This is a genomic window from Tardiphaga sp. 172_B4_N1_3 (genome assembly GCF_052076035.1).
Lineage (GTDB): Bacteria > Pseudomonadota > Alphaproteobacteria > Rhizobiales > Xanthobacteraceae > Tardiphaga > Tardiphaga robiniae.
On record NZ_CP197238.1, the window covers coordinates 5,307,546 to 5,333,028 of the forward strand.

23 protein-coding genes and 1 riboswitch are annotated in these 25,483 nt (G+C 62.0%); of the genes, 15 read left to right on the forward strand and 8 right to left on the reverse strand.

Annotation, left to right across the window (positions count from 1 at the left end):
- Window positions 1-426 precede the first annotated feature (426 nt).
- The 6 genes from pstS to phoB all read left to right on the forward strand — a co-directional run bounded on the left by pstS (window position 427) and on the right by phoB (window position 5,793).
- The gene (gene pstS, locus AB7783_RS25120) at window positions 427-1,437 is read left to right on the forward strand and encodes a phosphate ABC transporter substrate-binding protein PstS (protein ID WP_441279095.1); all 1,011 of its coding nucleotides are present in this window, start codon (window positions 427-429) and stop codon (window positions 1,435-1,437) included.
- Between the two features lie 147 nt (window positions 1,438-1,584).
- Complete coding sequence (pstC, locus tag AB7783_RS25125; RefSeq protein WP_086937148.1) at window positions 1,585-2,583, forward strand: phosphate ABC transporter permease subunit PstC; 999 nt, start codon at window positions 1,585-1,587, stop codon at window positions 2,581-2,583.
- 1 nt (window position 2,584) lies between these two features.
- Window positions 2,585-3,430 (forward strand): phosphate ABC transporter permease PstA, encoded by an 846-nt coding sequence (pstA, locus tag AB7783_RS25130; RefSeq protein WP_089266762.1) that lies wholly within the window; start codon window positions 2,585-2,587, stop codon window positions 3,428-3,430.
- Window positions 3,427-4,254 (forward strand): phosphate ABC transporter ATP-binding protein PstB, encoded by an 828-nt coding sequence (pstB, locus tag AB7783_RS25135; RefSeq protein WP_068737599.1) that lies wholly within the window; start codon window positions 3,427-3,429, stop codon window positions 4,252-4,254. The genes pstA and pstB overlap by 4 nt, the downstream gene beginning before the upstream one ends.
- A gap of 28 nt (window positions 4,255-4,282) precedes the next feature.
- Window positions 4,283-4,996: a phosphate signaling complex protein PhoU gene (gene phoU / locus AB7783_RS25140; protein WP_089266763.1), complete on the forward strand. Its 714-nt coding sequence runs from the start codon at window positions 4,283-4,285 to the stop codon at window positions 4,994-4,996.
- A 92-nt stretch (window positions 4,997-5,088) separates the two neighbouring features.
- Entirely contained in the window at window positions 5,089-5,793 is a 705-nt protein-coding gene (gene phoB, locus AB7783_RS25145) for a phosphate regulon transcriptional regulator PhoB (RefSeq protein WP_068737970.1), read from the forward strand.
- Between the two features lie 102 nt (window positions 5,794-5,895).
- On the opposite strand, the gene AB7783_RS25150 is transcribed toward phoB, so the two are convergent.
- A complete protein-coding gene (locus AB7783_RS25150) occupies window positions 5,896-6,405 on the reverse strand; it encodes a GcrA family cell cycle regulator (RefSeq protein ID WP_441279096.1) in 510 nt (169 codons plus the stop codon).
- Window positions 6,406-6,851: 446 nt separating this feature from the next.
- Between AB7783_RS25150 and AB7783_RS25155 the strand changes: the two genes are divergently transcribed.
- Window positions 6,852-8,090, forward strand: a complete 1,239-nt coding sequence (locus AB7783_RS25155) for an aspartate aminotransferase family protein (RefSeq protein ID WP_175369590.1) — start codon at window positions 6,852-6,854, stop codon at window positions 8,088-8,090.
- On the forward strand, window positions 8,090-9,028 hold the full coding sequence (argF, locus tag AB7783_RS25160; protein ID WP_068737593.1) for an ornithine carbamoyltransferase: 939 nt from the start codon (window positions 8,090-8,092) through the stop codon (window positions 9,026-9,028). The genes AB7783_RS25155 and argF overlap by 1 nt, the downstream gene beginning before the upstream one ends.
- Window positions 9,029-9,035: 7 nt before the next feature.
- Here the strand turns inward: argF and AB7783_RS25165 are convergent, their stop codons facing one another.
- On the reverse strand, window positions 9,036-9,845 hold the full coding sequence (locus AB7783_RS25165) for an aminoglycoside phosphotransferase family protein (RefSeq protein WP_441279097.1): 810 nt from the start codon (window positions 9,843-9,845) through the stop codon (window positions 9,036-9,038).
- A gap of 129 nt (window positions 9,846-9,974) precedes the next feature.
- Between AB7783_RS25165 and AB7783_RS25170 the strand changes: the two genes are divergently transcribed.
- Entirely contained in the window at window positions 9,975-10,973 is a 999-nt protein-coding gene (locus AB7783_RS25170) for an Hsp33 family molecular chaperone (protein WP_089266767.1), read from the forward strand.
- A gap of 977 nt (window positions 10,974-11,950) precedes the next feature.
- Here AB7783_RS25170 and apaG read toward each other — a convergent pair.
- Complete coding sequence (gene apaG, locus AB7783_RS25175; protein ID WP_089266768.1) at window positions 11,951-12,343, reverse strand: Co2+/Mg2+ efflux protein ApaG; 393 nt, start codon at window positions 12,341-12,343, stop codon at window positions 11,951-11,953.
- A gap of 242 nt (window positions 12,344-12,585) precedes the next feature.
- Between apaG and AB7783_RS25180 the strand changes: the two genes are divergently transcribed.
- From AB7783_RS25180 to AB7783_RS25190, 3 genes are read left to right on the forward strand one after another with little or no spacing between them, the layout of a single operon-like run.
- Window positions 12,586-13,842: an OpgC domain-containing protein gene (locus AB7783_RS25180; RefSeq protein ID WP_441279098.1), complete on the forward strand. Its 1,257-nt coding sequence runs from the start codon at window positions 12,586-12,588 to the stop codon at window positions 13,840-13,842.
- Window positions 13,839-14,597: an SGNH/GDSL hydrolase family protein gene (locus AB7783_RS25185; protein WP_441279099.1), complete on the forward strand. Its 759-nt coding sequence runs from the start codon at window positions 13,839-13,841 to the stop codon at window positions 14,595-14,597. Before AB7783_RS25180 ends, AB7783_RS25185 begins: the two co-directional genes overlap by 4 nt.
- Window positions 14,597-15,568: an SGNH/GDSL hydrolase family protein gene (locus tag AB7783_RS25190; protein ID WP_439079036.1), complete on the forward strand. Its 972-nt coding sequence runs from the start codon at window positions 14,597-14,599 to the stop codon at window positions 15,566-15,568. The genes AB7783_RS25185 and AB7783_RS25190 overlap by 1 nt, the downstream gene beginning before the upstream one ends.
- 155 nt (window positions 15,569-15,723) lie before the next feature.
- On the opposite strand, the gene AB7783_RS25195 is transcribed toward AB7783_RS25190, so the two are convergent.
- Entirely contained in the window at window positions 15,724-16,905 is a 1,182-nt protein-coding gene (locus AB7783_RS25195; protein ID WP_309940754.1) for an O-succinylhomoserine sulfhydrylase, read from the reverse strand.
- 82 nt (window positions 16,906-16,987) lie between these two features.
- Window positions 16,988-17,067, reverse strand: a riboswitch (SAM riboswitch).
- Window positions 17,068-17,174: 107 nt separating this feature from the next.
- On the opposite strand from AB7783_RS25195, the gene AB7783_RS25200 reads away from it, so the two are divergent.
- Window positions 17,175-18,281 carry a 2'-deoxycytidine 5'-triphosphate deaminase gene (locus AB7783_RS25200; RefSeq protein WP_068737579.1) on the forward strand — a complete coding sequence of 369 codons (1,107 nt, stop codon included), beginning with the start codon at window positions 17,175-17,177 and terminating at the stop codon, window positions 18,279-18,281.
- Between the two features lie 93 nt (window positions 18,282-18,374).
- Here the strand turns inward: AB7783_RS25200 and AB7783_RS25205 are convergent, their stop codons facing one another.
- The gene (locus tag AB7783_RS25205) at window positions 18,375-19,037 is read right to left on the reverse strand and encodes an outer membrane protein (protein WP_184512957.1); all 663 of its coding nucleotides are present in this window, start codon (window positions 19,035-19,037) and stop codon (window positions 18,375-18,377) included.
- A 229-nt stretch (window positions 19,038-19,266) separates the two neighbouring features.
- Entirely contained in the window at window positions 19,267-20,160 is an 894-nt protein-coding gene (locus AB7783_RS25210; RefSeq protein ID WP_089266774.1) for a LysR family transcriptional regulator, read from the reverse strand.
- 139 nt (window positions 20,161-20,299) lie between these two features.
- Between AB7783_RS25210 and AB7783_RS25215 the strand changes: the two genes are divergently transcribed.
- Window positions 20,300-21,292 carry an aldo/keto reductase gene (locus AB7783_RS25215; RefSeq protein WP_441279100.1) on the forward strand — a complete coding sequence of 331 codons (993 nt, stop codon included), beginning with the start codon at window positions 20,300-20,302 and terminating at the stop codon, window positions 21,290-21,292.
- 19 nt (window positions 21,293-21,311) lie between these two features.
- Here AB7783_RS25215 and AB7783_RS25220 read toward each other — a convergent pair whose 3' ends face one another.
- A complete protein-coding gene (locus AB7783_RS25220; protein ID WP_441279762.1) occupies window positions 21,312-22,154 on the reverse strand; it encodes an SDR family oxidoreductase in 843 nt (280 codons plus the stop codon).
- A 162-nt stretch (window positions 22,155-22,316) separates the two neighbouring features.
- Between AB7783_RS25220 and garD the strand changes: the two genes are divergently transcribed.
- Window positions 22,317-23,861, forward strand: a complete 1,545-nt coding sequence (gene garD, locus AB7783_RS25225; protein WP_441279101.1) for a galactarate dehydratase — start codon at window positions 22,317-22,319, stop codon at window positions 23,859-23,861.
- Between the two features lie 170 nt (window positions 23,862-24,031).
- Here the strand turns inward: garD and AB7783_RS25230 are convergent, their stop codons facing one another.
- Complete coding sequence (locus tag AB7783_RS25230) at window positions 24,032-25,372, reverse strand: PQQ-dependent sugar dehydrogenase (protein ID WP_441279102.1); 1,341 nt, start codon at window positions 25,370-25,372, stop codon at window positions 24,032-24,034.
- Window positions 25,373-25,483 lie beyond the last annotated feature (111 nt).

Genomic DNA, 25,483 nt, shown 5'->3' on the forward strand with positions numbered 1-25,483 from the left:
CTTCGTTCTCTTGCGCCCGTCAGGGCCGCCCTCGGGCGGTCCCGCGTCGCTGCGCTTCGCTCAGACAGTCAAAAAAGCCCTGGCGGATGGTGCGGCATTGCGTCCGATCCCCCTCAATATCGTGCCCGCCGCTGTCATACGCGCGCATGCGCGCGAGGCCGGATTCCGCCTGCTGAAACATATTGTTAACCCCTGTGACGGCGGATTTTGACGGCTTGGGATGACCCTCATGGCAGGGCATTTTCCATGTCATTTGCACGGTAAAATTATCCGCGGAGGCAGAAAAACAAAGCATTTACAGATGCTTGGTGTCGTCATCCAAGTGTCACGGAACTATCATAAAAGCACAATCGACCACCCCTAAACGGGCGGCGTGAGCACAACTGGCGCATCCGGCGCGGTCGCTCACGAGATTGGAGACATCCCATGAAATTCCTCAAAGCGATCGTCGCTGCCGGCCTCGTCGCCGCCTCGACCTCGGCATTTGCCGCCGACATCACGGGTGCCGGCGCAACCTTCCCGTTCCCGGTCTATTCGAAGTGGGCCGACGCCTACAAGAAAGAGACTGGCAATGGTCTGAACTACCAGTCGATCGGTTCGGGCGCCGGCATCAAGCAGATCCAGGCCAAGACCGTGACCTTCGGCGCCACCGACGCGCCGCTCAAGGCTGAGCAGCTCGAGAAGGACGGCCTGGTTCAGTGGCCGATGGTGATGGGCGCGATCGTTCCCGTCGTGAATCTCGAAGGCATCGCCTCGGGCGAGCTGGTTCTCTCCGGCGAAGTGCTCGGCGACATCTATCTCGGCAAGGTCACCAAGTGGGACGACGCTGCCATCGCCAAGCTGAACCCGAAGCTGAAGCTGCCGTCGGCTGCCATCACCGTCGTTCGTCGTTCGGACGGTTCGGGCACCACCTTCAACTTCACCGACTATCTGTCCAAGGCCTCGGCTGACTGGAAGACCAAGGTCGGCACCGGTACGGCTGTCGAGTGGCCGGTTGGCGTCGGCGCCAAGGGCAATGAAGGCGTTGCCGGCAACGTCGGTCAGACCAAGAACGCTATCGGTTATGTTGAATATGCTTACGCCAAGCAGAACAAGCTGACCTATGCCGGTCTCGTCAACAAGGCTGGCAAGACCGTGCAGCCGACCGTCGCTGCCTTCCAGGCTGCTGCTGCCAATGCCGACTGGGCCAAGGCTCCCGGCTACTACGTGATCCTCACCGACCAGCCGGGCGAAGCGTCCTGGCCGATCACTGCGGCGACCTTCATCCTCATGCACAAGACCCCGACCGACAAGGCGGCCTCGGCTGAAGCGCTGAAGTTCTTCAAGTGGTCGTTCGAAAAGGGCGACAAGGCTGCCGAAGAGCTCGACTACATCCCGATGCCGGACTCGGTCGTCAAGCTGATCGAAAAGACCTGGTCGGCTGACATCAAGAGCTGATCTGGTGTGTGGGCGGAGGAGAGGGGCATCTCTCCTCCGTTTGCTGCAGGGCTGAATTTCTTTCTTCTTCTCTTCTGACTTCGCGCCCTGACAAGCCCCTCCAGGGCAATGCGTTTTGGGGTATTGTAACAATTACAGGGGACTGGCGTGGCAGACATGGCCGTACAGAGCTCTTCGATGGACGCTGCTGGACCTTATGATCGTGCGAAGGCTTTGAATGCCTTCAAGACGGGGGACCAGGCGTTTTACTGGATCACCCGCATCTCGGCGCTGTCCGTTCTGTTTATCCTCGGCGGCATCATTCTGTCGCTTATCGTTGGTGCGTGGCCGGCGCTCCGCGAATTCGGCTTTTCGTTCCTGACGACGCAGCGCTGGGCACCGTCGGCTGATCCGCCGGTGCTGGGAGCGCTCGGCCCGATCTACGGCACGCTGATCACCTCGGTGATCGCGATGGCTATCGCCATTCCGGTCGGCATCGGCATCGCGATCTTCCTCACCGAACTGTGCCCGAACTGGCTGCGCCGCCCGATCGGCATGGCGGTTGAGCTTCTCGCCGGTATTCCTTCGATCATCTACGGCATGTGGGGCTTCTTCGTGCTCGGCCCGTTCCTGGCCAACCACGTGCAGCCATTCATGATCAACGCCTTCGAAGGCGTCCCGGTCCTCGGCGTGATCTTCGCCGGCCCGCCGTCCTATCTCTCGCTGTTCAACGCGTCGCTGATCCTCGCCATCATGGTGCTGCCCTTCATCACCTCGATCTCGGTCGACGTGTTCAAGACGGTGCCGCCGGTGCTCAAGGAAGCCGCTTACGGCGTCGGCTGCACCACCTGGGAAGTCGTCCGCAACGTCGTCATCCCCTATACCCGCGTTGGTGTGATCGGTGGCGTCATGCTGGCGCTCGGCCGTGCGCTCGGTGAAACGATGGCGGTGACCTTCATCATCGGCAACTCGTTCCGGATCACAGGCTCGATCTTTGGCCCGGGCACCACGATCTCGGCAGCGATCGCCAGCGAGTTCGCGGAGAGCGACGGTCTGCATCAATCGGGTCTGATCCTGCTCGGTCTCCTGCTGTTCGTGCTGACATTCTTCGTGCTCTCGGCAGCGCGTCTGATGCTGCTGCGTCTGGAAAAGAAGGCGGGCAACTAATATGAACCCGATTTACGCTTCACGCCGCCGCAACGACATGATCATCCGTGGGCTCTGCATGGGTGCCGCTCTCTTTGGCGTCACCTGGCTCGCGCTGATCCTGTTCACGCTGTTCTACAACGGTATCGCCGGCATCAGTCTGCAGATCTTCACCCAGAACACGCCGCCGCCCGGCTCCATGGAAGGCGGCCTGCTCAATGCCATCGTCGGTTCGATCATCATGACCGTCATCGGCGTCGGCATCGGCGCGCCGCTCGGCCTGTTTGCCGGCACCTATCTCGCGGAATACGGCAAGCACGACAAACTTACCTCGGTGATCCGCTTCATCAACGACGTGTTGCTGTCGGCCCCGTCCATCATCATCGGCCTGTTCGTTTATGGTGCGGTGGTGGTTCCGATGGGCGGCTTCTCGGCTCTCGCCGGTTCGCTCGCGCTCGCCGTGATCGTGATCCCCGTCGTGGTTCGCACCACTGAAGATATGCTTGGTCTCGTGCCGAACCCGCTGCGTGAAGCGGCCTCGGCGCTCGGCCTGCCGCGCTCCCTGGTCATCAAGCGGATCGCCTATCGTGCAGCCCGCGCCGGTCTCATCACCGGCGTGCTGCTGGCGACCGCGCGTGTCGCCGGTGAAACGGCGCCGCTGCTGTTCACCGCGCTGAGCAACCAGTTCTTCAGCCTCGATCTCACCAAGACGATGGCCAACCTGCCGGTGACCATCAACAACTTCGTGCAGAGCCCCTACGAGTACTGGAAGCAGCTCGCCTGGAGCGGTGCCCTGATCATCACCTTGACCGTACTTGCCCTTAACATTGGCGCGCGCATTCTCGGCGCCGAGAGGACAGCAAAATGAGTGAGCTTTCTGTGTCGTCTGGCGTTCCTTCCGTCTCGATGCCGCCGCCGTCGGCCCTGCAGGGCGAGACCCGTCCCAAGGTCACCGTGCGCGACCTGAACTTCTACTATGGCGAACACCACGCCCTGAAGAAGATCAACCTGACGCTGATGGCGAACCGCGTGACTGCGTTCATCGGCCCGTCGGGCTGCGGCAAGTCCACGCTGCTGCGCATCTTCAACCGCATGTATGATCTGTATCCCGGCCAGCGCGCCGAAGGTCAGCTCATGCTCGACAACCAGAACATTCTGGATCCGAAGCTGGACCTCAACCTGCTGCGCGCCCGCGTCGGCATGGTGTTCCAGAAGCCGACTCCGTTCCCGATGACGATTTACGAAAACATCGCCTTCGGTATCCGCCTCTACGAAAAGATCTCCAAGTCGGAGATGGACATCCGCGTCGAGAGGGCGCTGCGCGGCGGTGCACTCTGGAACGAAGTCAAGGACAAGCTCAACGCGTCGGGTCTCAGCCTGTCGGGCGGTCAGCAGCAGCGCCTGTGCATCGCGCGCACCATCGCGGTGCGGCCGGAAGTGATCCTGTTCGACGAGCCGTGCTCGGCGCTGGATCCGATCTCGACCGCGAAGATCGAGGAGCTGATCGACGAGTTGAAGGATCAGTACACGATCGCGATCGTGACCCATAACATGCAGCAGGCTGCCCGCGTCTCCGACAGCACGGCCTTCATGTATCTCGGCGAGTTGATCGAGTTCGATCAGACCAACAAGATCTTCACGTCGCCGACCGATCGCCGCACCCAGGATTACATCACCGGCCGCTTCGGCTGACGCGACATATTCGCGGGAGGAATTTGAGATGGCTTTTGAACACACCACCAAGGCTTTCGATGACGATCTGCAGGAGCTGACCCGTCTCGTCGCCGAGATGGGTGGCCTCGCGGAACGGCAGATCGTCGAATCCGTCGACGCGCTGATCCGCCGGGATGTCGCACTTGGCGCCCGCGTCGTCGCCACCGACTCCGAGATCGACCAGTTGCAGCGCACGATCGAAGAGCGCGCCGTGCTGACCATCGCCAAGCGCCAGCCGATGGCTGTCGATTTGCGCGAGATCGTCGGCGCGCTGCGCGTCGCCACCGATCTGGAACGCATCGGCGATCTCTCCAAGAATATCGGCAAGCGCGTCAATGCACTCGACAGCGACTTCCATCCGCTGAAGCTGATCCGCGGCCTCGAGCACATGACCGACCTCGTGACCACCCAGGTCAAGGCCGTGCTCGACGCCTATGCCGCACATGATCTGCCCGCCGCGATGACGGTGTGGAAGGGCGATGAGGAAATCGACGCGATCTGCACCTCGCTGTTCCGCGAACTCCTGACCTATATGATGGAAGACCCGCGTAACATTTCGTTCTGTATCCACCTGATGTTCTGCGCCAAGAATATCGAGCGGATCGGCGACCATGCCACCAATATTGCGGAAACCGTGTTCTACATGATCGAGGGCCAGCAGATCCTCGACAAGCGCCCGAAGGGCGACATGACCACATTCGCGAATACGCCGACGGTCTGAAGCATGATCCGGAAAAGTGGAAGCCAGTCTTCCGCAAGGATCATGATTTAAAGACTTGTCGGACGTCACTGAGGGTATTGATCAAGATGGCTGTGAATGCACGCATTCTGGTTGTGGAAGATGAAGAGGCACTAACGACGCTGCTTCGCTACAACCTCGACGCCGAAGGCTATGATGTTGAAACCGTCGCTCGCGGCGACGATGCCGACACCCGCTTGAAGGAGCGGGTGCCGGATCTCGTGGTGCTCGACTGGATGCTGCCGGGCCTGTCCGGCATCGAACTGTGCCGCCGCTTGCGCGCACGGCCCGAAACCAAGGCATTGCCGATCATCATGCTGACGGCGCGCGGCGAAGAGAGCGAGCGCGTTCGCGGTCTCGCCACCGGCGCCGACGACTACATCGTCAAGCCGTTCTCCGTGCCGGAGCTCCTGGCCCGCGTGAAGGGCCTGCTCCGTCGTGCAGCTCCCGAGCGTCTCGCTACTGTCCTGGCGTTTGGCGACATCGAACTCGACCGTGACAAGCGCCGCGTGGTGCGGTCCAGCCGTCCGATCGATCTCGGTCCGACCGAATATCGCCTGCTGGAGTTCTTCCTGGAACATCCGGGCCGCGTGTTCAGCCGCGAACAGTTGCTCGACAGCGTCTGGGGCCGCGACATCTATATCGACGAGCGCACCGTCGACGTGCATATTGGCCGCCTGCGCAAGCTGCTCAACCCCGCCGGTGAGCCCGATCCGATCCGCACCGTGCGCGGCGCCGGCTACGCGCTGGATGACCGCTTCGACAAGGCGGCGGAGTAGGTATCTTCCTTCTCCCCGCAAGCGGGGCGAGGTTAGAAGCCCCAAACAAAAAATGCCCGGCTCATCACCGGGCATTTTCATTTGGTTTAGATGCTTTCCAGCTCAGCGCGTCGGCTTTGGCACTGCGCGGCGGCGGTCGCTTGCCGGCTGATAAGCGATGCGCGAGTGATGCGCGCAATAGGGGGCGCCGGCCAGGGCCTTGCCGCCGCAGAAATAGAAGTCCGCGCTCGACGGATCGCCGATCGGCCAATGGCAGGTGGCTTCGTTGAGTTCGACCAGCGACAGGCGCTGGCTGATCGGCACAATGTTGTCATAGGCGATCGGATCGGGCTCGGCCTCGATCTCGTAATTATGGGCCAGCGCGGTGTTGCCGCGCGCCATCGGGCGGGCGACGCGTACCATCTGCTGCACCGGGCGCGCCTTGCGCTGCCGCGGAGCTGCCGAGGAGGGGCTCTTGGCACGGCCGGACAGGCCAAGGCGGTGAACCTTGCCGATCACGGCGTTGCGGGTCACGTTACCGAGTTCCGCAGCGATCTGGCTGGCGGAAAGGCCGCCTTCCCAGAGTTTCTTCAACTGTTCGACGCGATCGTCGGTCCATGTCATTACCGTCATCGCCGTTTTCCCTTCGTGAGCGCCGGCCTGACCGGGCAGCGCTGCGAGTTGAGACTTCAAAAATCCCTGCGGTCAGAATCCTTTAGCGCTCACCGGGCGCGAATTTCGCGTCCGGCTGTTACGCCGCACTGGATGTGTCAAAAGGATCTACCGCCGCACGAGATGTCGTATCCGACGAGGCAAAAGCTACAATATGCCGTGACTCGCGCGCAAGAGTCGGGCATGCCGCGTCCACATGCTTCTGCAAGTAAAGCTGCAAAATCGGCTTTTTCTGCGACTCCGTGTGACTCGAAAGCCGCAGTGCGCGGTTGACAGTCTTCACAGCACACATAGAATAATGCCCACGTGCCGCCCGAGAAGGGCGGCACGTTTCGTTTCTAGGGTCCGTTGTTCGATTTCGCACAGTTGTCATCGACGCGGCCGCAGTCTTTTCGATCGGATCGGTTATGACCAGCAACGCAACGTCTTCGCCCCTCTCTCAGGCTCACTTGCTGCCTGTTTTCGCGCGTGCGGATGTCGCTTTCGAGCGCGGTGAAGGCGCGTGGCTGATTGGAACCGATGGCGAGCGCTATCTCGACTTCACCAGCGGCGTTGCCGTGAACGCGCTGGGCCATGCGCACCCACATATGGTCGCCGCATTGCAGGAGCAGGCCACCAAGCTCTGGCACATGTCGAACCTGTTCAAGAGCCCGGACGGCGAGCGCCTCGCGGCCCGGCTGTGCGAACAGAGCTTTGCCGACTTCGTGTTCTTCGCCAATTCGGGTGCGGAAGCGATGGAATGCGCGATCAAGGTGACCCGCCACTATCATTTCTCCAAGGGCCATCCCGAGCGCACGCGCATTATCACCTTTGAAGGCGCGTTCCATGGCCGCACCCTCGGCACGCTGGCTGCGACCGGCGCTGCCAAATATCTCGAAGGCTACGGCACGCCGCTCGACGGCTTCGATCAGTTGCCGCTCGGCGATATCGAAGCCGTTAAGAAGGCGATCGGTCCGAACACCGCAGGCATTCTCATCGAGCCGCTGCAGGGCGAAGGCGGCGTGCGCGCGCCGAGCAACGCGTTCTTCGGCGCATTGCGCGAACTCTGCGACAAGAACGGCATCCTGCTGATCTTCGACGAAGTGCAGACCGGCATGGGCCGCACCGGCGAGTTGTTCGCCTATCAGCGCATCGGCGTGACGCCGGATGTCATGTCGCTGGCCAAGGCGCTCGGCGGCGGTTTCCCCATCGGTGCGTGCCTCGTTACGGCGGAAGCGGCCGAAGGCATGGCGCCCGGCTCCCATGGTTCGACCTTCGGCGGCAATCCGCTGGCGGTCGCCGCGGCGAATTCCGTGCTCGATATCATGCTGAAGCCAGGCTTCTTCGACCATGTGAAGAAGATGTCGCTGTTGCTGAAACAGAAACTCGCGGGCGTGGTCGACGGCCATCCTGATGTGCTCAGCGAAGTGCGCGGCGAAGGTCTGCTGATCGGCCTCAAGGCTGTCGTGCCGGCCGGCGATCTCGTGGCCGCATTGCGTGACGCGAAGCTGCTGACGGTTGGCGCCGGCGACAATGTAGTGCGCTTCCTGCCGCCGCTGATCGTCAGCGAGGCCGAGATCGAGCAGGCCGTGCAGCGGCTGGAACAGGCCTGCGTGGCCCTCGGCTCATCCGCCAAGGCATCTGCAAAGACGCAGGGAGCCGCGTGATGAGCACGTCACCGCGGCACTTCCTCGATCTCACGGCCGTGCCGGCCAGCGAGTTGCGCAATATCATGAACGCGGCTGCCGCCATGAAGGCGAAGCTGAAAGGGCGGGATGGCTCGAATGCCGAGCCCGATCGTCCGCTCAAGAACAAGACGCTGGCGATGATCTTCGAGAAGCCCTCGACGCGCACCCGCGTGTCGTTCGAGGTCGGCATGCGCCAGCTCGGCGGCGAAGTCGTCATGCTCACCGGCGCCGAAATGCAGCTCGGTCGCGGCGAGACCATTGCCGACACCGCGCGCGTGCTGTCGCGCTTCGTCGACATCATCATGATCCGCATCCTCAATCATGACTCGCTGATGGAGCTCGCGGAAAATGCGACCGTGCCGGTCATCAACGGCCTGACGCGCTTCTCGCATCCCTGCCAGGTCATGGCGGACGTGATGACCTATGAGGAACATCGCGGCCCGATCAAGGGCCGCACCGTGGCCTGGACCGGCGACGACAACAATGTGCTGATGTCCTGGGCGCATGCGGCCGAGCGCTTCCAGTTCAAACTCAATATCGCGACGCCGCCGCAGCTGTCGCCGAAGAAGCCGTTCAAGGACTGGGTCAAGGCGGCAAACGCGCCGATCACCTTCAGCGACGATCCCGATGCGATGGTGAAGGGCGTCGATTGCGTCGTCACCGACACCTGGGTGTCGATGGGCGACAAGGACGGCGAGACCCGCCACAACCTGCTCAAACCCTATCAGGTCAATGCGCGCCTGATGTCACTGGCCAAGCCGGACGCACTCTTCATGCACTGCCTGCCGGCGCATCGCGGCGAGGAGGTCACCGACGAGGTCATCGACGGTCCGCAGTCGGTGGTGTTCGACGAGGCCGAAAACCGTCTGCATGCGCAGAAGGGCATTCTGGCCTGGTGCCTCAACGCGGTGGCGTGAGGCGCGATCAGCGATCGAGTTCTGTCGCGGCCAGCTCGGCCACCTGAAAGTCGATGCTCGCCGGATCGTCGTCGCCGAGGAACCATGCGGCCGAGAGGCCGGTCCACGCCAGGACCCATTGCAGCAAGCGATGGCGATCGAGCTTGGCCGCGTCGCTGACGACCTCGACACGCCGCTGGAAACGGCCTGGCAAGGTCGAGACCGGGCGCGTGGGGTCCGAGAGATCCGGGTTGGTGAAAATGTTGGCGAAGTCGAAGCCGCGCTCGCCGATGATGTGCTTCGGATCGATGGCAAGCCAACCACGCTCCCCGAAGTCTAGCACATTGTCATGGTGGAGGTCGCCGTGCAGCACGGTCACCTCGCGCGGGTCGTCCAGCAAAGCGTTGGCCGTTTCGGAACAGCGACGTAACAGGCCGCCATGGGTCGCTGCGGCCGGCGCGAGTTCGCGGAACCAATGCTGCAGCGGTACCAGCGGAGGCGGCGATTTTTGCCTTGGCCGGTGCAACCGTGCCGCCACGGCGCACAGGATGCGCGAGGCTTCGTCGTCCTGTCCACCACGCGCCATGTCGGAGAGCGAGGCCGGGCCTTGTGCGCGTTCCATCAGCAACGCGTCGTCATGGCGAGCCAGAACCCGCGCGGCGCCGTCGCCGTCCCACCATTCCAGTACCGCACTGCCGGCGCGTTCGTCCTCGCCCCTGGCCAGTTTCAGCATCGCCGGCTGGCCCCGATGCAGGACTGGCAGCAAATATCCGGCGTGGGAGGTAATGGCCGTGCCGTCCGGGACGAGGTGCCATCGCCTAAGGTAGGTTTCAAACATCGTTCGCTTATACTTGGTAGATATTTCATCCGGGCGGGGGCAAATCGTCGCCGGATGCCTTGTATTCGTTCGGACATTTGCCCCTTTGCGGGGTTTCGATTTCAGCTCCTCGCCCTTACATAGAGCGCCATGACCCCATCAAATCCAAATCTCCAGCCCGACGCCCCCATCCGCGCGCCGTCCTCCGTTCCGGTCGATGACGCGGTGCTGCCCTTCGAGGTGGCGCCGCTCGACCTACGCGGGCGGCTGACGCGACTTGGCCCGGCACTCGATGAACTGCTCGCCAAACATGATTATCCCGCGCCGGTGGCCAAGCTGCTCGGCGAGGCGATCGTGCTGACCACGCTGCTCGGCTCGTCGCTGAAATTCGACGGCCGCTTCATCCTGCAAACCCAGACCGATGGTCCGGTGTCGCTGATGATCGTCGACTTCCGCGCGCCCGATAAAATGCGCGCCTATGCGCGTTTCGATGCCGAGCGCCTTTTGCCCGGTCTCGGCACCGCGGCGCTGCTCGGCAAGGGCCATCTGGCGATGACCGTCGATCAGGGGGCGGATATGAGCCGCTATCAGGGGCTCGTCGCGCTTGACGGCGGTACGCTGGAAGATGCCGCACATGAATACTTCCTGCGCTCCGAACAGATTCCGACCAAGGTGCGCCTCGCCGTCGGCGAGGAATGGCGCAGCGGCGAGGAAGGTGGCCCGACACATCGCTGGCGCGCCGGTGGCATGCTGCTGCAGTTCCTGCCAAAGGCGCCGGAGCGCGTGCAGCGCGACCTCCATGCCGGCGATGCGCCGGAGGGCGCGGAGGTGGATGCTGTGCCGGAAGATGACGCCTGGGTCGAGGGCCAGTCGCTGATTGGCACCGTCGAGGATGTCGAGCTGATCGATCCCGATCTGTCCGGCGAGCGGCTGCTGTATCGCCTGTTCCACGAGCGCGGCGTCCGCGTCTTCGCCTCATCGCCGCTGCGCGCGGAGTGTTCCTGCTCGCGCGATGCCGTGTCCGGCATGCTCAAGAGCTTCGAGCCGCAGGACCGCGCCGACATGGTCAAGGACGACAAGGTCGTCGTGACCTGCGAGTTCTGTTCGTCGGTGTATGAGTTCACACCGCAGGAAGCGGGCGTGGAATAGGCATTCGCCCGCGTCACGCCCCGCTGTCATTCCCCGGCACACCAATTGGTATGGAGGGAGTCTCGATCCACACTCGTCATTCCGGGGCGCACGACAGCGGCGAAGCCGCTGAAGTGCGAACCCGGAATCCCAGAGTGTTTTGCACTGACTAGAGACTCCTATGCCGAGATTCCGGGTTCGCGTCCGGCAAGTGCCGGCCGCGCCCCGGAATGACAGTTTGGGGCGACAAGACAGCACTCAAACATTTTTTCCTATTCCCGTTGACAATATCCCCACCTTGATTATATTCCCCTTCGTCCTGCCCCACCGAGAGGGGCGATCGCGATCGTCACGTTCGCGGGGCAGGATGCGGTAGACGCCGGAGATGCGGCGTCACGCGGTTCATGGGTGACGTCTGTCTTCGGGCAGGACGGATCTGCGCCAGCACTGCCACTGGCAAGGAGACGACCGACCTTGGGATGGAAAGAATCCTGGACAGTGTGACGGACGACCAAATCGAAACGCGTTCGGCCAAGTGCTTTGCGGCTACCCTGTCCCTCCGCCCTGGGGCATTAATTTTGGTGATGGGACCGTTCGCCATGGCAGATGTGCAGGCAACCGAAAAAACACCGTATGCGGAACGTCGGGCACTTGCTCGGCGCCTCCGAAAGTCCTGATGCACACTAACCTGCGGAAGACCGCATTCGCATCAGGCCCAAGGGTGCATCGGGCACCCGGCGTTCCGCACGCCCTCTCACCGGGGCAGGGAATGCAAGCAACGACGGCGCCCCCGCGCCGCAAACAATGGGGGCGATGACGCATGTCTGAAGAGCAGTGGCTGTTTGAAAATTGAATCTGCGATGAGGCCGTAGGATGGGTAGAGCGCAGGCGCATCTTGCGCCGGAGCGAAACCCATCACCAACATCAACATACGGTGGTGATGATGGGTTTCGCGAAGACGCTCTACCCATCCTACATTTCTACATTTCGGCGGTCGCCTAATTCAGCACGCGCTTCCCGTCCGGTCCGTCCAGCGAAAACAGCGGCACGTCGATCTCGAACGGCTCGCCGGTATCGGTCACCATCTGATAGGTGCCTTCCATGAAGCCCGACGTCGTCGGCAGCGGTACGCGCGATGTGTATTCGAAGCGTTCGCCGGGGCCGAGCACGGGCTGCTCGCCGACGACGCCTTCGCCGCGTACTTCCTGCATGCGGCCGGACGCATCGGTGATGATCCAGTGCCGGGTCTTCAACTGCACGGTCTCTTTGCCGGCATTGGTGATGACGACCGTATAGGACCAGAAGAACTGTCGCTTCTCCTGCGACGAGCTTTCAGGCATGAAATTCGGTTCGACGGTGACTTCGATCTGTCGTGTGATGGCGCGGTACATGGCGGTGTCATCGTTCAAAATGCGTCGCAAGCATAGCGAAAAACACGTTACCGGCCAAATCCAGGGAAAATCGGCGTGGAGTGCTGCGCGGAACGGCGGCAACCCATCGCGGTTTCAACATAGTTACCCCATAATCGATCCCTGATTTGGCTATGACGTGACGGATCGCCCCATGCAGATGGCCTGCGTGGTGTGGGGCGGTCGATTTTCATCATGCGACGATTTCCGTTGAGCGGTGCTGAATGACCTCTGTTGCCGACCCGATTGCCGGCCATCCCCACGCAGATGCGTCCTCCCACGTGTCCGCGTCGCGCGTCTCGACGCGTGCCGATGCCGTGTCGTTTCCCGTTGCAGGCACCGAACGCGAATTGCGCCTCGATCTGTTTCGCGGGCTGGCGCTGTGGCTGATCTTCATCGATCACCTGCCGCCGAATATCCTGACCTGGCTGACGATCCGTAATTACGGTTTCAGCGACGCTACCGAGATCTTCATCTTCATCTCCGGCTATACCGCCGCTTTCGTCTATGGCCGCGCGATGCAGGAGCAGGGCACGCTGGTTGCCAGCGCGCGCATCTTCAAGCGGGTCTGGCAGATCTATGTCGCCCACGTCTTCCTGTTCACGATCTTCCTCGCGGAAATCTCCTATGTCGCGACGCGGTTCGAGAACCCGCTTTATTCAGAGGAAATGGGAATTCTCGATTTTCTCAAACAGCCCGACGTGACCATCGTTCAGGCGCTGTTGCTGAAATTTCGCCCGGTCAACATGGACGTGTTGCCGCTCTATATCGTCCTCATGCTGTTCCTGCCGCCGATCCTCTGGCTGATGCGGCGCCGCGCCGATCTCACGCTGGCGCTGTCGGTCGGTCTTTATGCGCTGACCTGGGAATTCGACCTGCATCTGACCGCTTACCCGAACGGCGTCTGGGCCTTCAATCCGTTCGCCTGGCAATTGCTGTTCGTGTTCGGCGCCTGGTGCGCACTAGGCGGCGCCGTCAGGATGTCGCGGATACTGTCATCCAACATCACGCTATGGCTCTGCGTGGCCTATCTTCTGGCGGCGTTCTGGGTGACGCTGACCTGGTACATTCCGCAGATCCATCATCTGCTGCCGAAGGTCATCGAGCAGTGGATGTATCCCATCAACAAAACCGATCTCGACGTGCTGCGCTTCGCCCACTTCCTGGCGCTGGCGGCGCTCACGGTCCGTTTCCTGCCCAAGGACTGGCCGGGGCTGAAATCGATCTGGCTGCGGCCGATGGTGCTGTGCGGCCAGCACTCGCTCGAAATCTTCTGTATCGGGGTGTTCCTGGCCTTTGCCGGCCATTTCGTGCTGGCTGAGGTCGCAGGCGGGGCTGGCATGCATGCCTTGATCAGCTTCCTCGGCATAGTTGTTATGTCAACCGCCGCCTGGGTGTTTTCGTGGTACAAGGGCGTCACTGTCAAAGGCGGATCCCGCGCCAAACGATCCGACGCGGATCTCGCAGGAGGGGAAGCATGAAGGCCGTTCTGCGGCTCACGATGCTGGCTGGCCTGCTGGTGGCGGCTCCTGTCCGGGCCGAACCGCCCGCGCATACCTGTGAGGTTCCCGCCTACCTCCTGACCTCCGAAAGCACCCTGCCCAAGGTCGAGGCTGCGGCGAAACCGGGCGGAAAGCTCGATATTCTGGTCATTGGCAGCCGATCCTCGGTGATCGGGGTCTCAGACCACTCCGCAGCCTATCCGAACCGCCTGCAGGCCTATCTGAAGGAGAAGCTACCGGGCGTCGAGGTGAACATGGCGCTGGAGCTGCAGGTCAAGAAGACCGCCGAGGAAATGGCCCCGACCCTGGAACAGCTGGTGACGGACAAGAAGCCGAACCTGGTGATCTGGCAGACCGGAACCGTGGATGCCATGAAGCAGGCCGACGCCGACGACTTCCGGAACGCCTTGGATGAGGGCGTTGCCGCCATGCAAAAGGCCGGAACTGACGTCATTTTAATGAATCTGCAGTACAGTCCGCGCACGGAGACGATGATTTCCGGCTCCGCCTACCTAGATAATATGCGTGTGGTGGCGCAGCAGCACGACGTCCCGCTGTTCGACCGTTTCGCCATCATGCGGCACTGGAATGAGAGCGGTGATTTTGACCTGTTCAGCGCGTCGCCCGGCATGGAGCTGGCGAAGCGGGTGCATGATTGTCTTGGCCGGGCGCTTTCGACCTTTGTCGTCGATGCGGCCAAGATCAAAGCAGCGGATTTGAGGATTCAGCGTTAATGAGTTTCGTCGGCCATTTGTCTCGCTTTGCTGTCGTCGCTGCCTTTGCCGCTTCCACGACCTTCGCGCTCCCGATCTCATCGTCCATTGCGCACGCCGAAGCGGCGCAGGCCGCCCCGGCTGACGGCAAGGGCGCCGATCAGAGCATTGCGGTCAATGATCCCGCGGACGCCGCGAAGAGGGGCGTCGCTGCGAAGGCCATCGACAAGGTCAAGGAAGTCGCGAAGACCGCGACCGATATCTTGAGCCGCGTCCCCTGCCGCACACCGAAAGGGGGCATGAAGGCGATGGGCGCGCTGCCGCATGTGGCCAGCAAACTCGTTGCCGGCAAGCCCGTGGTCATCGTTGCGTTCGGCTCGTCCTCCACCGAGGGCTACGGTTCGACGGCGCCGGAATTCACCTATCCCAACCGTCTCGCAGCGCAGCTGCACCGCGCCTATCCCTCGGCCAATATCACCGTGCTCAACCGCGGCAAGGGCGGCGAAGATGCGCCGGAAATGATGGCGCGGCTGCAGAGCGAAGTGATCAATTCGAAGCCTGATCTCGTGATCTGGCAGGTTGGCACCAATGCGGTGCTGCGCAATCTCGATCCCGGCGAAACCAGCAAGATGGTGGAAGACGGCGTCGCCCGCATTCAGGCGGCCGGTGCCGATCTGGTGCTGGTCGATCCGCAATATTCGCCGCTGGTGAATACGCGGCCGGAAGGCACCAGCAAGATGGTCTCGCTGCTGCACAAGGTAGCCGAACTGCGCAAGGTCGGCATCTTCCCGCGCTTCGAAGTGATGAAGGAATGGCACGAAGGTCAGCAGATGTCGTTCGACAGCTTCGTCATTGCCGACGGCCTACACATGAATGACTGGGGCTATGCCTGCTTCGCGCAGTTGCTTGGCGACAACATCATCAAGTCGGTCGGCCAGGTGAAGCTCGGCATCAACGAGCCGCAGATTCAGCAGGCGCAGAAGCCGCTGTAAGTTCGAAGAGGGGCGAATGCCTCTCAGCCGTCATTGCGAGCCCGCGAAATTCGCCTTCGGCGATTTTCGCTGAGCGAAGCAATCCAGTCTTGCTTGAAAGAAAGTCTGGATTGCTTCGTCGCAAGTGCTCCTCGCAATGACGATGGAGAGATTGGCTAAGCCTTCGCCAGTGCCGCTTCGAGATCCTCGATCAGATCGTCACGATGCTCGAGGCCGGCCGAGAAGCGGATGAAGCCCTCTGTGATCCCGAGTTCGAGCCGCGCTTCCAGCGGCAGGCGCTGATGCGTCGTTGTCGCCGGATGCGTGACCAGGCTCTTGGCGTCGCCGAGATTGTTGGAGATGCGGGCGACTTTCAGCTCGTTGAGGACGCGGAAGGCTGCTGCCTTGCCGCCCTTCACCTCGAAGCCGATCAGCGTCGAGCCCGCACGCATCTGCTTCTTCACCGTCGCCGCCTGCGGATGATCCTCGCGGCCCGGATAGATCAGCCGCGAAATCTTCGGATGCTGGGCCAGCACGTCTGCGAGGGCAGCCGCGGTCTGCGTCTGCCGCTCGACGCGGATCGCCAGCGTCTCCAGCCCCTTCACCAGCGTCCATGCATTGAACGGTGAGATCGAGGGGCCTGTCTGGCGCAGATAGTTATGAATATGCTCGTCGATGAAGTCCTTCGACGACAGGATGATGCCGCCGAGGCAGCGTCCCTGACCGTCGATGTGCTTGGTTGCCGAATACACGACGACATCTGCACCGAGCGCGAGCGGGCTCTGCCAGAGCGGCGTCGCGAACACGTTATCGACAATCAGTCGCGCACCGCCGGCATGGGCGATGTCAGCGATGGCTGATATGTCGAGCACGTCAAGCGTCGGATTGGTCGGGCTTTCCAGGAACAGCGACTTGGTGTTTGGGCGCATCGCCTTCTGCCACTGGTCGAGGTCGAGTCCATCGACAAGCGTGAATTCGATGCCGTAGCGCGGCAGCAGCTCTTCGATGACGTAGCGACAGGAGCCGAACAGCGCCTTGGCGGCGACGACGTGATCGCCCATGCGCAGCGGCGCGAGAATGGCGGTGGTCACGGCGGCCATGCCGGTGGCCGTCGAGCGTGCAGCCTCCGCACCTTCGAGGTCGATCATGCGGCTCTCGAACATCGACGTATTCGGATTCGAAAAGCGCGAATAGATGAAACCGGGATCTTCGCCCTTGAACCGCGCCTCGCAGGCTTCTGCGGTCTCGTAGATGAAGCCCTGCGTGAGGAAGAGGGCTTCGGACGTCTCGTTGAATTGCGAGCGCAGCGCGCCGGAATGAACGAGCCGGGTTTCGGGGCGATAGGACTTCGTAGACATGTGACCTCCAACGTACCCGCGTAACACGGGCACAAAAAACCGGCCTGGACGGACGTCCTCAGGCCGGGATCGCATGCTGGAAGGACATGTGTCCCCGGCCTGTTTAGCGACTTATTTTACGTGGCTGCAAGCCGGCCGGCTCAAATCACCACGGGATAACGATGTGCATATTCCCGCTTGCCCTTTTCGTCAAGGCGGGGCTGAGATAACCGGTAAAGTCGCTATTTTTCAGTGTATTCTCGCTGAAGGACGACCGAAGGACGAGACCTGTGCCGTTTACGCTTGCCCCCGATGCCGATGGAATTCTGCCCGACCGCATGATTGCGGCGATGGCCGATGCCGGCCTGATCCTGCCGGAATATCCCTTCGTCGAGAGCCAGATCCAGCCTGCCAGCCTCGATCTGCGGCTCGGCTCCATCGCCTATCGCGTGCGCGCCAGCTTCCTGCCGGGGCCGAATTCGACGGTCGCCGAACGCATCGACGAGTTGAAGCTGCACGAGATCGACCTGTCCGATGGCGCGGTGCTGGAAACCAACTGCGTCTACATCGTGCCGCTGATCGAAAGCCTGGCGCTGCCGCCGAACATCTTCGCGGCTGCCAATCCGAAGAGCTCCACGGGACGCCTCGATGTGTTCACGCGGGTGATTGCTGATGGCACCAGACGGTTCGATGTGATCGGTGCGGGCTATCACGGGCCGCTTTATGCCGAGATCAGCCCGAAGACATTTCCGGTATTGCTGCGCGAAGGCTCGCGCCTGTCGCAGGTCCGTTTCCGGGTCGGCGATGCGGTGCTCGACACCGAGGCGCTGGAAGAACTCCACGCGCAGGAGCCGCTGGTCGACAGCGACACTGCCGACCTCAACAATGGCCTCGCGCTGTCTGTCGATCTCTCCGGCGAGAATGCCTCGGGCTTCGTCGGCTACCGCGCCAAGCGTCATACCGGTGTGGTCGATATCGATCGCCGCGGTGGCTACAGCGTCAATGAATTCTGGGAGCCGATCTCGGCGCGCAAGGACGGCACGCTGATCCTCGATCCCGGCGAGTTCTACATTCTCGCCTCCAAGGAGGCGGTGCAGGTGCCGCCGGACTACGCCGCCGAGATGGTGCCATTCGATCCGCTGGTCGGCGAATTCCGCGTCCACTATGCCGGCTTCTTCGATCCGGGCTTCGGTCATGACGGCGCTGGCGGCAAAGGCTCGCGCGCGGTGCTGGAAGTGCGCTCGCGCGAAGTGCCGTTCATTCTCGAACATGGCCAGATCGTCGGCCGTCTCGTCTATGAGCGCATGCTGGATCGTCCGGATGCCCTCTACGGCCAGCGTATCGGCTCGAATTATCAGGGCCAGAGCCTGAAGCTGTCGAAGCACTTCAAAGTCTGATTGCTCACCGCTCCGAGTAAGCAAGAAAAAAGGCCCGCATTGCTGCGGGCCTAAGTTTTTTCTGGAGACGAAGTAGACGATAGATCGTCAGGCTTACTGAACGAAGCCTGCGCCGAAGTTGCCCAGATTGAAGCGATAGTTCAGGCCGGCCTTGATCGTGTGCTCGTCGTTCTTGAAACCACCAACGGCGAGGGTCGGCGTGATGAAGTTGACGTTACCGAAGTCGTAATACTGATATTCGACCTTGCCCGACCAGTTCTGGGTGAACAGATATTCGAGACCGCCGCCAACCGTGTAGCCATCGCGGCCGCCGTCGCCGGCAAAGCCGTTGGTGAAGCGCGAGTCAGCCCAGGCGTAACCGCCCTTTACGTAAAGCAAGGCCGGACCCCAGGTGTAACCGAGACGACCGGTGACCGAACCGAGGCCGCGATTGTCGAAGTTGCTGCTGGTGGAGAGGAAGCTGTAATTGGCTTCAAGACCGAACACCCAGTTCGGGGCGAACTGGTAGTCGTAACCACCCTGCACACCGCCCATGAACGTGCCGTCATTGCTGCCGCCGAGCAGGTTGTTGTCGTTGCCCGGGAACGCGCCGCCGATGTGACCGCCGATGTAGAAACCGGTCCAGTTGTAGATCGGAGCAGCCGGAGCATAGGCCGGAGCCTTGGTGTAAGGGCGCGCAGCCAGGTCAGCAGCGGACGCCGGAGCGGCCAAAGCGACGAGGGCCAGAGCAGCGGTAGACAGTAGAAGCTTCTTCATCAGGTGTTCCTTCTCAATCCCGACGGGGGATGACGAAAGGCAACCTAGACTATTGCGCAGTGATTGCTGTCACACGCGTGCAACAGCGCCTCAAACGAAAAAGGCAGCTTTGGCGACCACGTCGCGCTTAGGACACAGCATCGCCCAAATTGATTCAGGAACTTTTCACAATGTGCGATTTCGTTTCAATCACGTTCGGATTGAGGCGCTGGAACACGACAACCGTTGATCAGCCACGGTAACGCAACGCTTCAACCAGCGCCGCGAATGCGGATGTCGGTTGTCGGCGGCTCGGATAATAAAGGTGATAACCCGAGAACGGTTGGCACCAATCGTCAAGCACTTGAACAAGCCGGCCTGAGGCAATGTGATCGCGCACGCGATCCTCCGGCAAATAGGCCAGCCCCAGTCCGTTCAGCACCGCCTTGTGGCGCAGCGACATGTTGTTGAACACGATCTGGCCATCGACGCGCACTTTCAAGGCGCGCCCGCGCTTCTCGAACTCCCACGCATAGAGGCCGCCCATGGTCGGCAGGCGGATATTGATGCAGTCATGCGCGGTGAGGTCTTGCGGGCGTTTCGGCAGCGGTCGTTTGGCGAAATAGGACGGTGCGCCGACCACGACCATGCGAAAGTCCGGCCCGATGCGGACGGCGATCATGTCTTTTGCGACCTGTTCGCCCAGGCGAACGCCGGCGTCGTAGCGTTCCGCGACGATGTCGATGAGGCCGTAATCGACGACGAGTTCGGCCTTGATGTCGGGATAGCGCGGCAGCAGCTTGGCGAGGGCGGGCCAGATGATCGTTTCGGCGGAATGCTCACCGGTGGTGATGCGGATGGTGCCGGCCGGCTTCTCGCGCAGCTCCGTGACGGCCGCGAGTTCGGCGTCGATCTCTTCCAGCTTGGGGCCGATCGTCCGGATCAGGCGTTCGCCAGCCTCGGTCGGCGCCACGCTGCGGGTCGTTCGGGTGAGGAGCCGCAGTCCAAGCCGCTCCTCGAGACCGCGAATGGTGTGGCTGAGCGCGGATTGCGAGACGCCGAGCTTGGCGGCTGCGCGCGTGAAGCTCGCCTCCTTCGCGACGGCGAAGAAAGCGAGGAGGTCGTCGATTGTCTGGCGGGCCATTCATGAATCCGGCTGATAAGTGCGTGCAGATTATATCATCTAGTCTCATGGGCGCACGATCTCCAGATGTCGCATGTCGGCGGCAAAATCCCACCAGCGCGGGAGCCGCTCATTGGCCGGATGGCACAGGAGATCTGACATGAAGACACGCAAACTCGGACGCAGCGGACTGGAGGTCTCGGCCATCGGGCTCGGCTGTATGGGCATGAGTTTCGGCTACGGGCCTCCGGCCGACACAACGGAAATGACCGCACTGATCCGCGCGGCGGTCGAACGCGGCGTCACGTTCTTCGACACCGCCGAAGTTTATGGCCCGTTCACCAATGAAGAACTCGTCGGCGCGGCGCTCGCGCCGGTTCGCGATCAGGTGGTCATCGCCACCAAATTCGGCTTCAGGCTCGATCCCGCAACCGGTCAGCAGGTCGGTCTCGACAGCCGCCCCGCACATATTCGTGAGGTCGCCGAAGCATCGCTCAAGCGCTTGAAGATCGATGCCATCGATCTGTTCTACCAGCATCGCGTCGATCCCGACGTGCCGATCGAGGATGTCGCCGGTGCGGTGAAGGACCTGATCCGCGAGGGCAAGGTGAAGCACTTCGGCCTGTCCGAGCCGGGCGTGACGACAATTCGCCGTGCCCATGCCGTACAGCCGATCACCGCAATCCAGAGCGAATATTCGCTGTGGACGCGTGGCCCCGAAAAGGAAGTGCTGGCGACGCTTGAGGAGCTCGGTATCGGCTTCGTCCCCTACAGCCCGCTCGGCAAGGGCTTTCTCACGGGCGCCATGAACGAGTGCACGACGCTCGACAGCGGAGACTTCCGCAATATCCTCCCGCGCTTCACGCCCGAAGCGCGCAAGGCCAACCAGGCGCTGGTCGATCTGCTCGGCGAGATCGCCGGACGCAAGCAGGCGACGCCGGCCCAGATCGCGCTGGCGTGGCTGCTGGCCCAGAAGCCGTGGATTGTGCCGATCCCGGGCACCACGAAACTGCACAGGCTTGAAGAGAACCTCGGTGCAGCAGACGTTGAGCTGACAGCCAACGATCTGCGGGATATCGACAGCATTGCTGCAAAAATCACCGTGCAGGGCAACCGATATCCGGACAGGCTGGAGGCGATGACCGGCCGGTAGTCCGCAGGTCACTCGCTGCCTAGACCTCGCGTTGTTCCCACAGTGCCGTGAGGCCTTCGCGGTAGGTTGGAAATGCGAGCTTCACGCCGAGCTCGCGTTTCAGCCGCGCATTCGAGATGCGGTTGTTGCTGGCATAGAAGCTGCGCGCCATTGGGCTCATCTCGGCGTCATCGAAGTTCTGCTCGGGCGGCGGCGCGATGCCCATCAGCGCTGCGGCATAGGTGACGACGTCCTGCGGCGGCGCCGGCTCGTCGTCGCAGAGATTGAAGATGCCGGTCTGCGCGTGATCGAATGCTGCGGCGACAGATGTTGCGATGTCGTCCACATGGATGCGGTTGAACACCTGGCCCGGCTTGAAGATGCGATGGGCCTTGCCGGTTTTGAGATTCTCCAGCGCATTGCGGCCGGGACCGTAGATGCCGGCGATGCGCAGGATCGTCGTGCGATCGCCGGCCACGGCGCGCCATGCGTCTTCGGCATCGATACGTGCCTTGCGTCGGCCCTCGCCGGAGACCGGGGCGGTTTCGTCGATCCAGGCGCCCTGATGATCGCCGTAAACCCCGACGCTGGAGAGATAGATGATGCGCCGGATGCCGCTGGCCGCGATCACGGAGCCGAAGGTCCGCAGCACGGGATCGCCGTCTGTGCCGGGCGGGACCGAGACGAGCAGCGCATCGGCGCTCGCGAGGTGATCGGCAATGCCGGGATCGGTGACATCCGGATTGAAGACCAGCGTCTCGATATCGCGGGCAGCCGACTTGCCGGCCGTGCGGATGGTGCCGGCAATCCCGATGAATTGACCGCCGTGCCGAGCAATGAACCGGTTTGCGCTGTAGCCGAGCCCGAAGACGAAAAGACGCACGTTCATTCCATTTCTGCATGAATTCGGGCGCGCCGGCCCATTTCAAGGTCATCATTCGGGCTGCAGAGCGCGCCGGTCAAGTGCGCGACACCGTCATCTTTTGTGCTACTGCTCTGCTACGAGACCGGCGCGAATGCCGGCAGATTTGGGAAGGACAAGGCGATGGCCACCACGCTGGCAGCAGATGCATATGCGCCGCGCTACATCAAACTGAATGCGCGCGACAATGTCGCCATCATCGTCAATGATTTTGGCCTGCCCGCGGGCACCCTGATGACCGGCGGCCTGGAGCTGCGTAACTTCGTGCCGCAGGGCCACAAGGTGGCGCTCTCCGATATCGCCAAGGATGCGCCCATCATCCGCTACGGCGAGATCATCGGTTATGCCCTCGATGCGATTTATGCCGGCGAATGGGTAGAGGAGGCGCGTATCCACATGCCCGATGCGCCGGATCTCGACAGTCTTGAGATTGCCAATGCGGTTCCGGAAACGCAGCCGCCGCTGAACGATTACACATTCGAAGGTTTTCGCAATCGCGACGGCTCCGTCGGCGTGAAGAATATTCTCGCCATCAGCACGTCGGTGCAATGCGTCGCCGGCACGCTCGAATTTGCGCTCAAGAAGATCAAAGCCGAGCTGCTGCCGCGCTATCCGAATGTCGATGACGTTGTCGCCGTCACCCACGGCTATGGATGTGGCGTCGCCATCAATGCGCCGGATGCCTATATTCCGATCCGCACACTGCAGAACATCGCGCGCAATCCGAATTTCGGCGGCGAGGTGATGGTAGTCGGCCTTGGCTGCGAGAAGCTCGCACCGGAGCGTTTGCTGCCGAAGGAGGATCCTGCGAGCATGATGCGCCTTCAGGATGAGAGCAATCAGAGCTTTGGCGACATGGTGGATACGATCATCACCATGGCTGAAGCGCGCTTGAAAATCCTGAACCAGCGCAAGCGCGAGACCTGTCCGGCTTCCGACCTCGTGATCGGTCTGCAATGCGGCGGCAGTGACGCGTTTTCCGGTGTGACCGCCAATCCAGCGCTCGGCTTCGCGAGCGATCTGCTGGTGCGCGCCGGCGCCACGGTGATGTTCTCCGAAGTCACCGAGGTGCGTGACGCGATCGAATTGTTGACGCGCCGTGCGGTCAACGAGGATGTCGGCCGCGCGCTGATACGCGAGATGGACTGGTACGACTCATATCTGGCACGCGGGGGCGCCGATCGCAGCGCCAATACGACGCCCGGAAACAAGAAGGGTGGTCTTGCCAATATCGTCGAGAAGTCATTGGGCTCCATCGTCAAGTCCGGTTCGAGCGCAATCAGCGGCGTCATTGGTCCGGGTGAGCGCGCGACGACGAAGGGACTGCTGTTTGCAGCAACGCCAGCCAGCGATTTCGTTTGCGGCACGCTGCAGCTTGCCGCCGGCATGCAGATGCAGATCTTCACCACCGGACGAGGCACGCCCTATGGGCTGGCGCAGGCACCGGTCATCAAGGTCTCGACGCGGACTGAACTGGCGAAGCGCTGGTCGGACCTGATCGATTTCGACGCCGGCCGCATTGCGTCAGGCGAGATGACCATCGAGGAAGCCGGCTGGGAGCTGTTCCAGCTGATCCTCGACGTCGCCAGCGGTCGCAAGCAGGTCTGGGCGGACAAATGGGGACTGCACAACGACCTGGTGCTGTTCAACCCCGCGCCGGTGACGTGAAGAATTTCAAGTGGGATAGGCGAAGTAATAAAAACTCGTCATGCCCGGCCTCGTGCCGGGCATCCACGTCTCGGCCATAAACTCAGGAAGACGTGGATGGCCGGGACAATCAAGTGAAGCCCTCGCTTCGCGCTGCCCGGCCATGACGGAGCTTTGTCAGCGCTCTGGTGTCACTTCAACGCTGCAGCCTTCGCGCCCGATGGCGTCACGCGCCAGACCGTATTGCCGACATCGTCGGCCACCAGTAGTGCGCCCTTGCTGTCGATGCGCACGCCGACCGGGCGTCCCTGCGCTTCGCCACTGTCATTGAGGAAGCCGGTGAGCACATCCTGCGGTTTGCCCGATGGCTTGCCGTCGGTGAAGGGCACGAAGATCACCTTGTAGCCGCTTTGCGGGCGCCGATTCCACGAGCCGTGCTGGCCGATGAAGGCACCGCCCTTCATGCTGGCTGGAAACAGGTCTCCGGTGTTGAAGGTCAGCCCGAGTGATGCGGTATGCGCACCGAGCGCGTAATCGGGCGCGATGGCTTTGGCAACCATGTCGGGACGTGGTGGTTGCACGCGGACATCGACGTGCTGGCCGTAATAGCTGTAGGGCCAGCCGTAGAAGCCGCCATCCTTCACCGAGGTCATATAGTCTGGCACAAGGTCGCTGCCGATTTCGTCGCGCTCGTTGACGGTGACCCACAACGCGCCGCTCTGCGGCTGCCATGACGGGCCGTTGGGATTGCGCAGACCGGATGCGAAGATGCGTGAGGCGCCGGTCGCGCGGTCGATCTCAAACACCGCGGCGCGGTCTTTCTCGGCCTCCATGCCGTTCTCGCCGACATTGCTGTTGGAGCCGACGGTTGCATAGAGTTTCGTGCCGTCGGGGCTCGCCGTGAGATCCTTGGTCCAGTGGTGATTGATCGGGCCGCCGGGCAGGTCAGCCACCTTCACGGCTGGCGTCGTGATCCTGGTATCATTGGTCCTGTAGGGAAACTTCACCACAGCATCGGCATTGGCGACAAAGAATTCGTCGCCCACCAGCACCATGCCGAAGGGTGAGTTGAGCCCTTCGAGAAACGCTGTCTTCGTCTCGGCTACGCCGTCGCCGTCCGCGTCGCGCAGCAGCGAAATACGATTGGCCGTCGGTGTGCCCGCGCCAGCATGGCCCATCACCAGTTTCATGACCCAGCCCTTGATGCCCTTGCCATCTTCCGGTTTCGGCGGCGCATTGCTTTCTGCCACCAGCACGTCGCCATTGGGCAGCGCATAGACCGTGCGCGGATGATCGAGGCCTTTAGCAAAAGCGTTGACCGTCATGCCTTCCGCAGCCTTCGGCTTGGCGCCCGCGGGCCACCCGACGGCCTTGGAGACATTGACCGTTGGAATAAGCGACTTGTTGGGCTCAACGAGCTTCGGTGACGGTCCGAAATCTTCGCCTGACGCAATGGTGGATTTCTCGTTGCATCCGGCCAGTGGCAGCGCCAGGGCGACGAGACAGGCGGAAAGCAAAAATTTCTGGCGCATGGAATGTCCTTGTGGCTAACGGAATTCAATGCGCGCGATGCAGGAACGTTCGGCCTCCCTGCATGAATTTCATGTGAAGCCGGAGTGATGCACGGCTATGGTCCTCCCAAC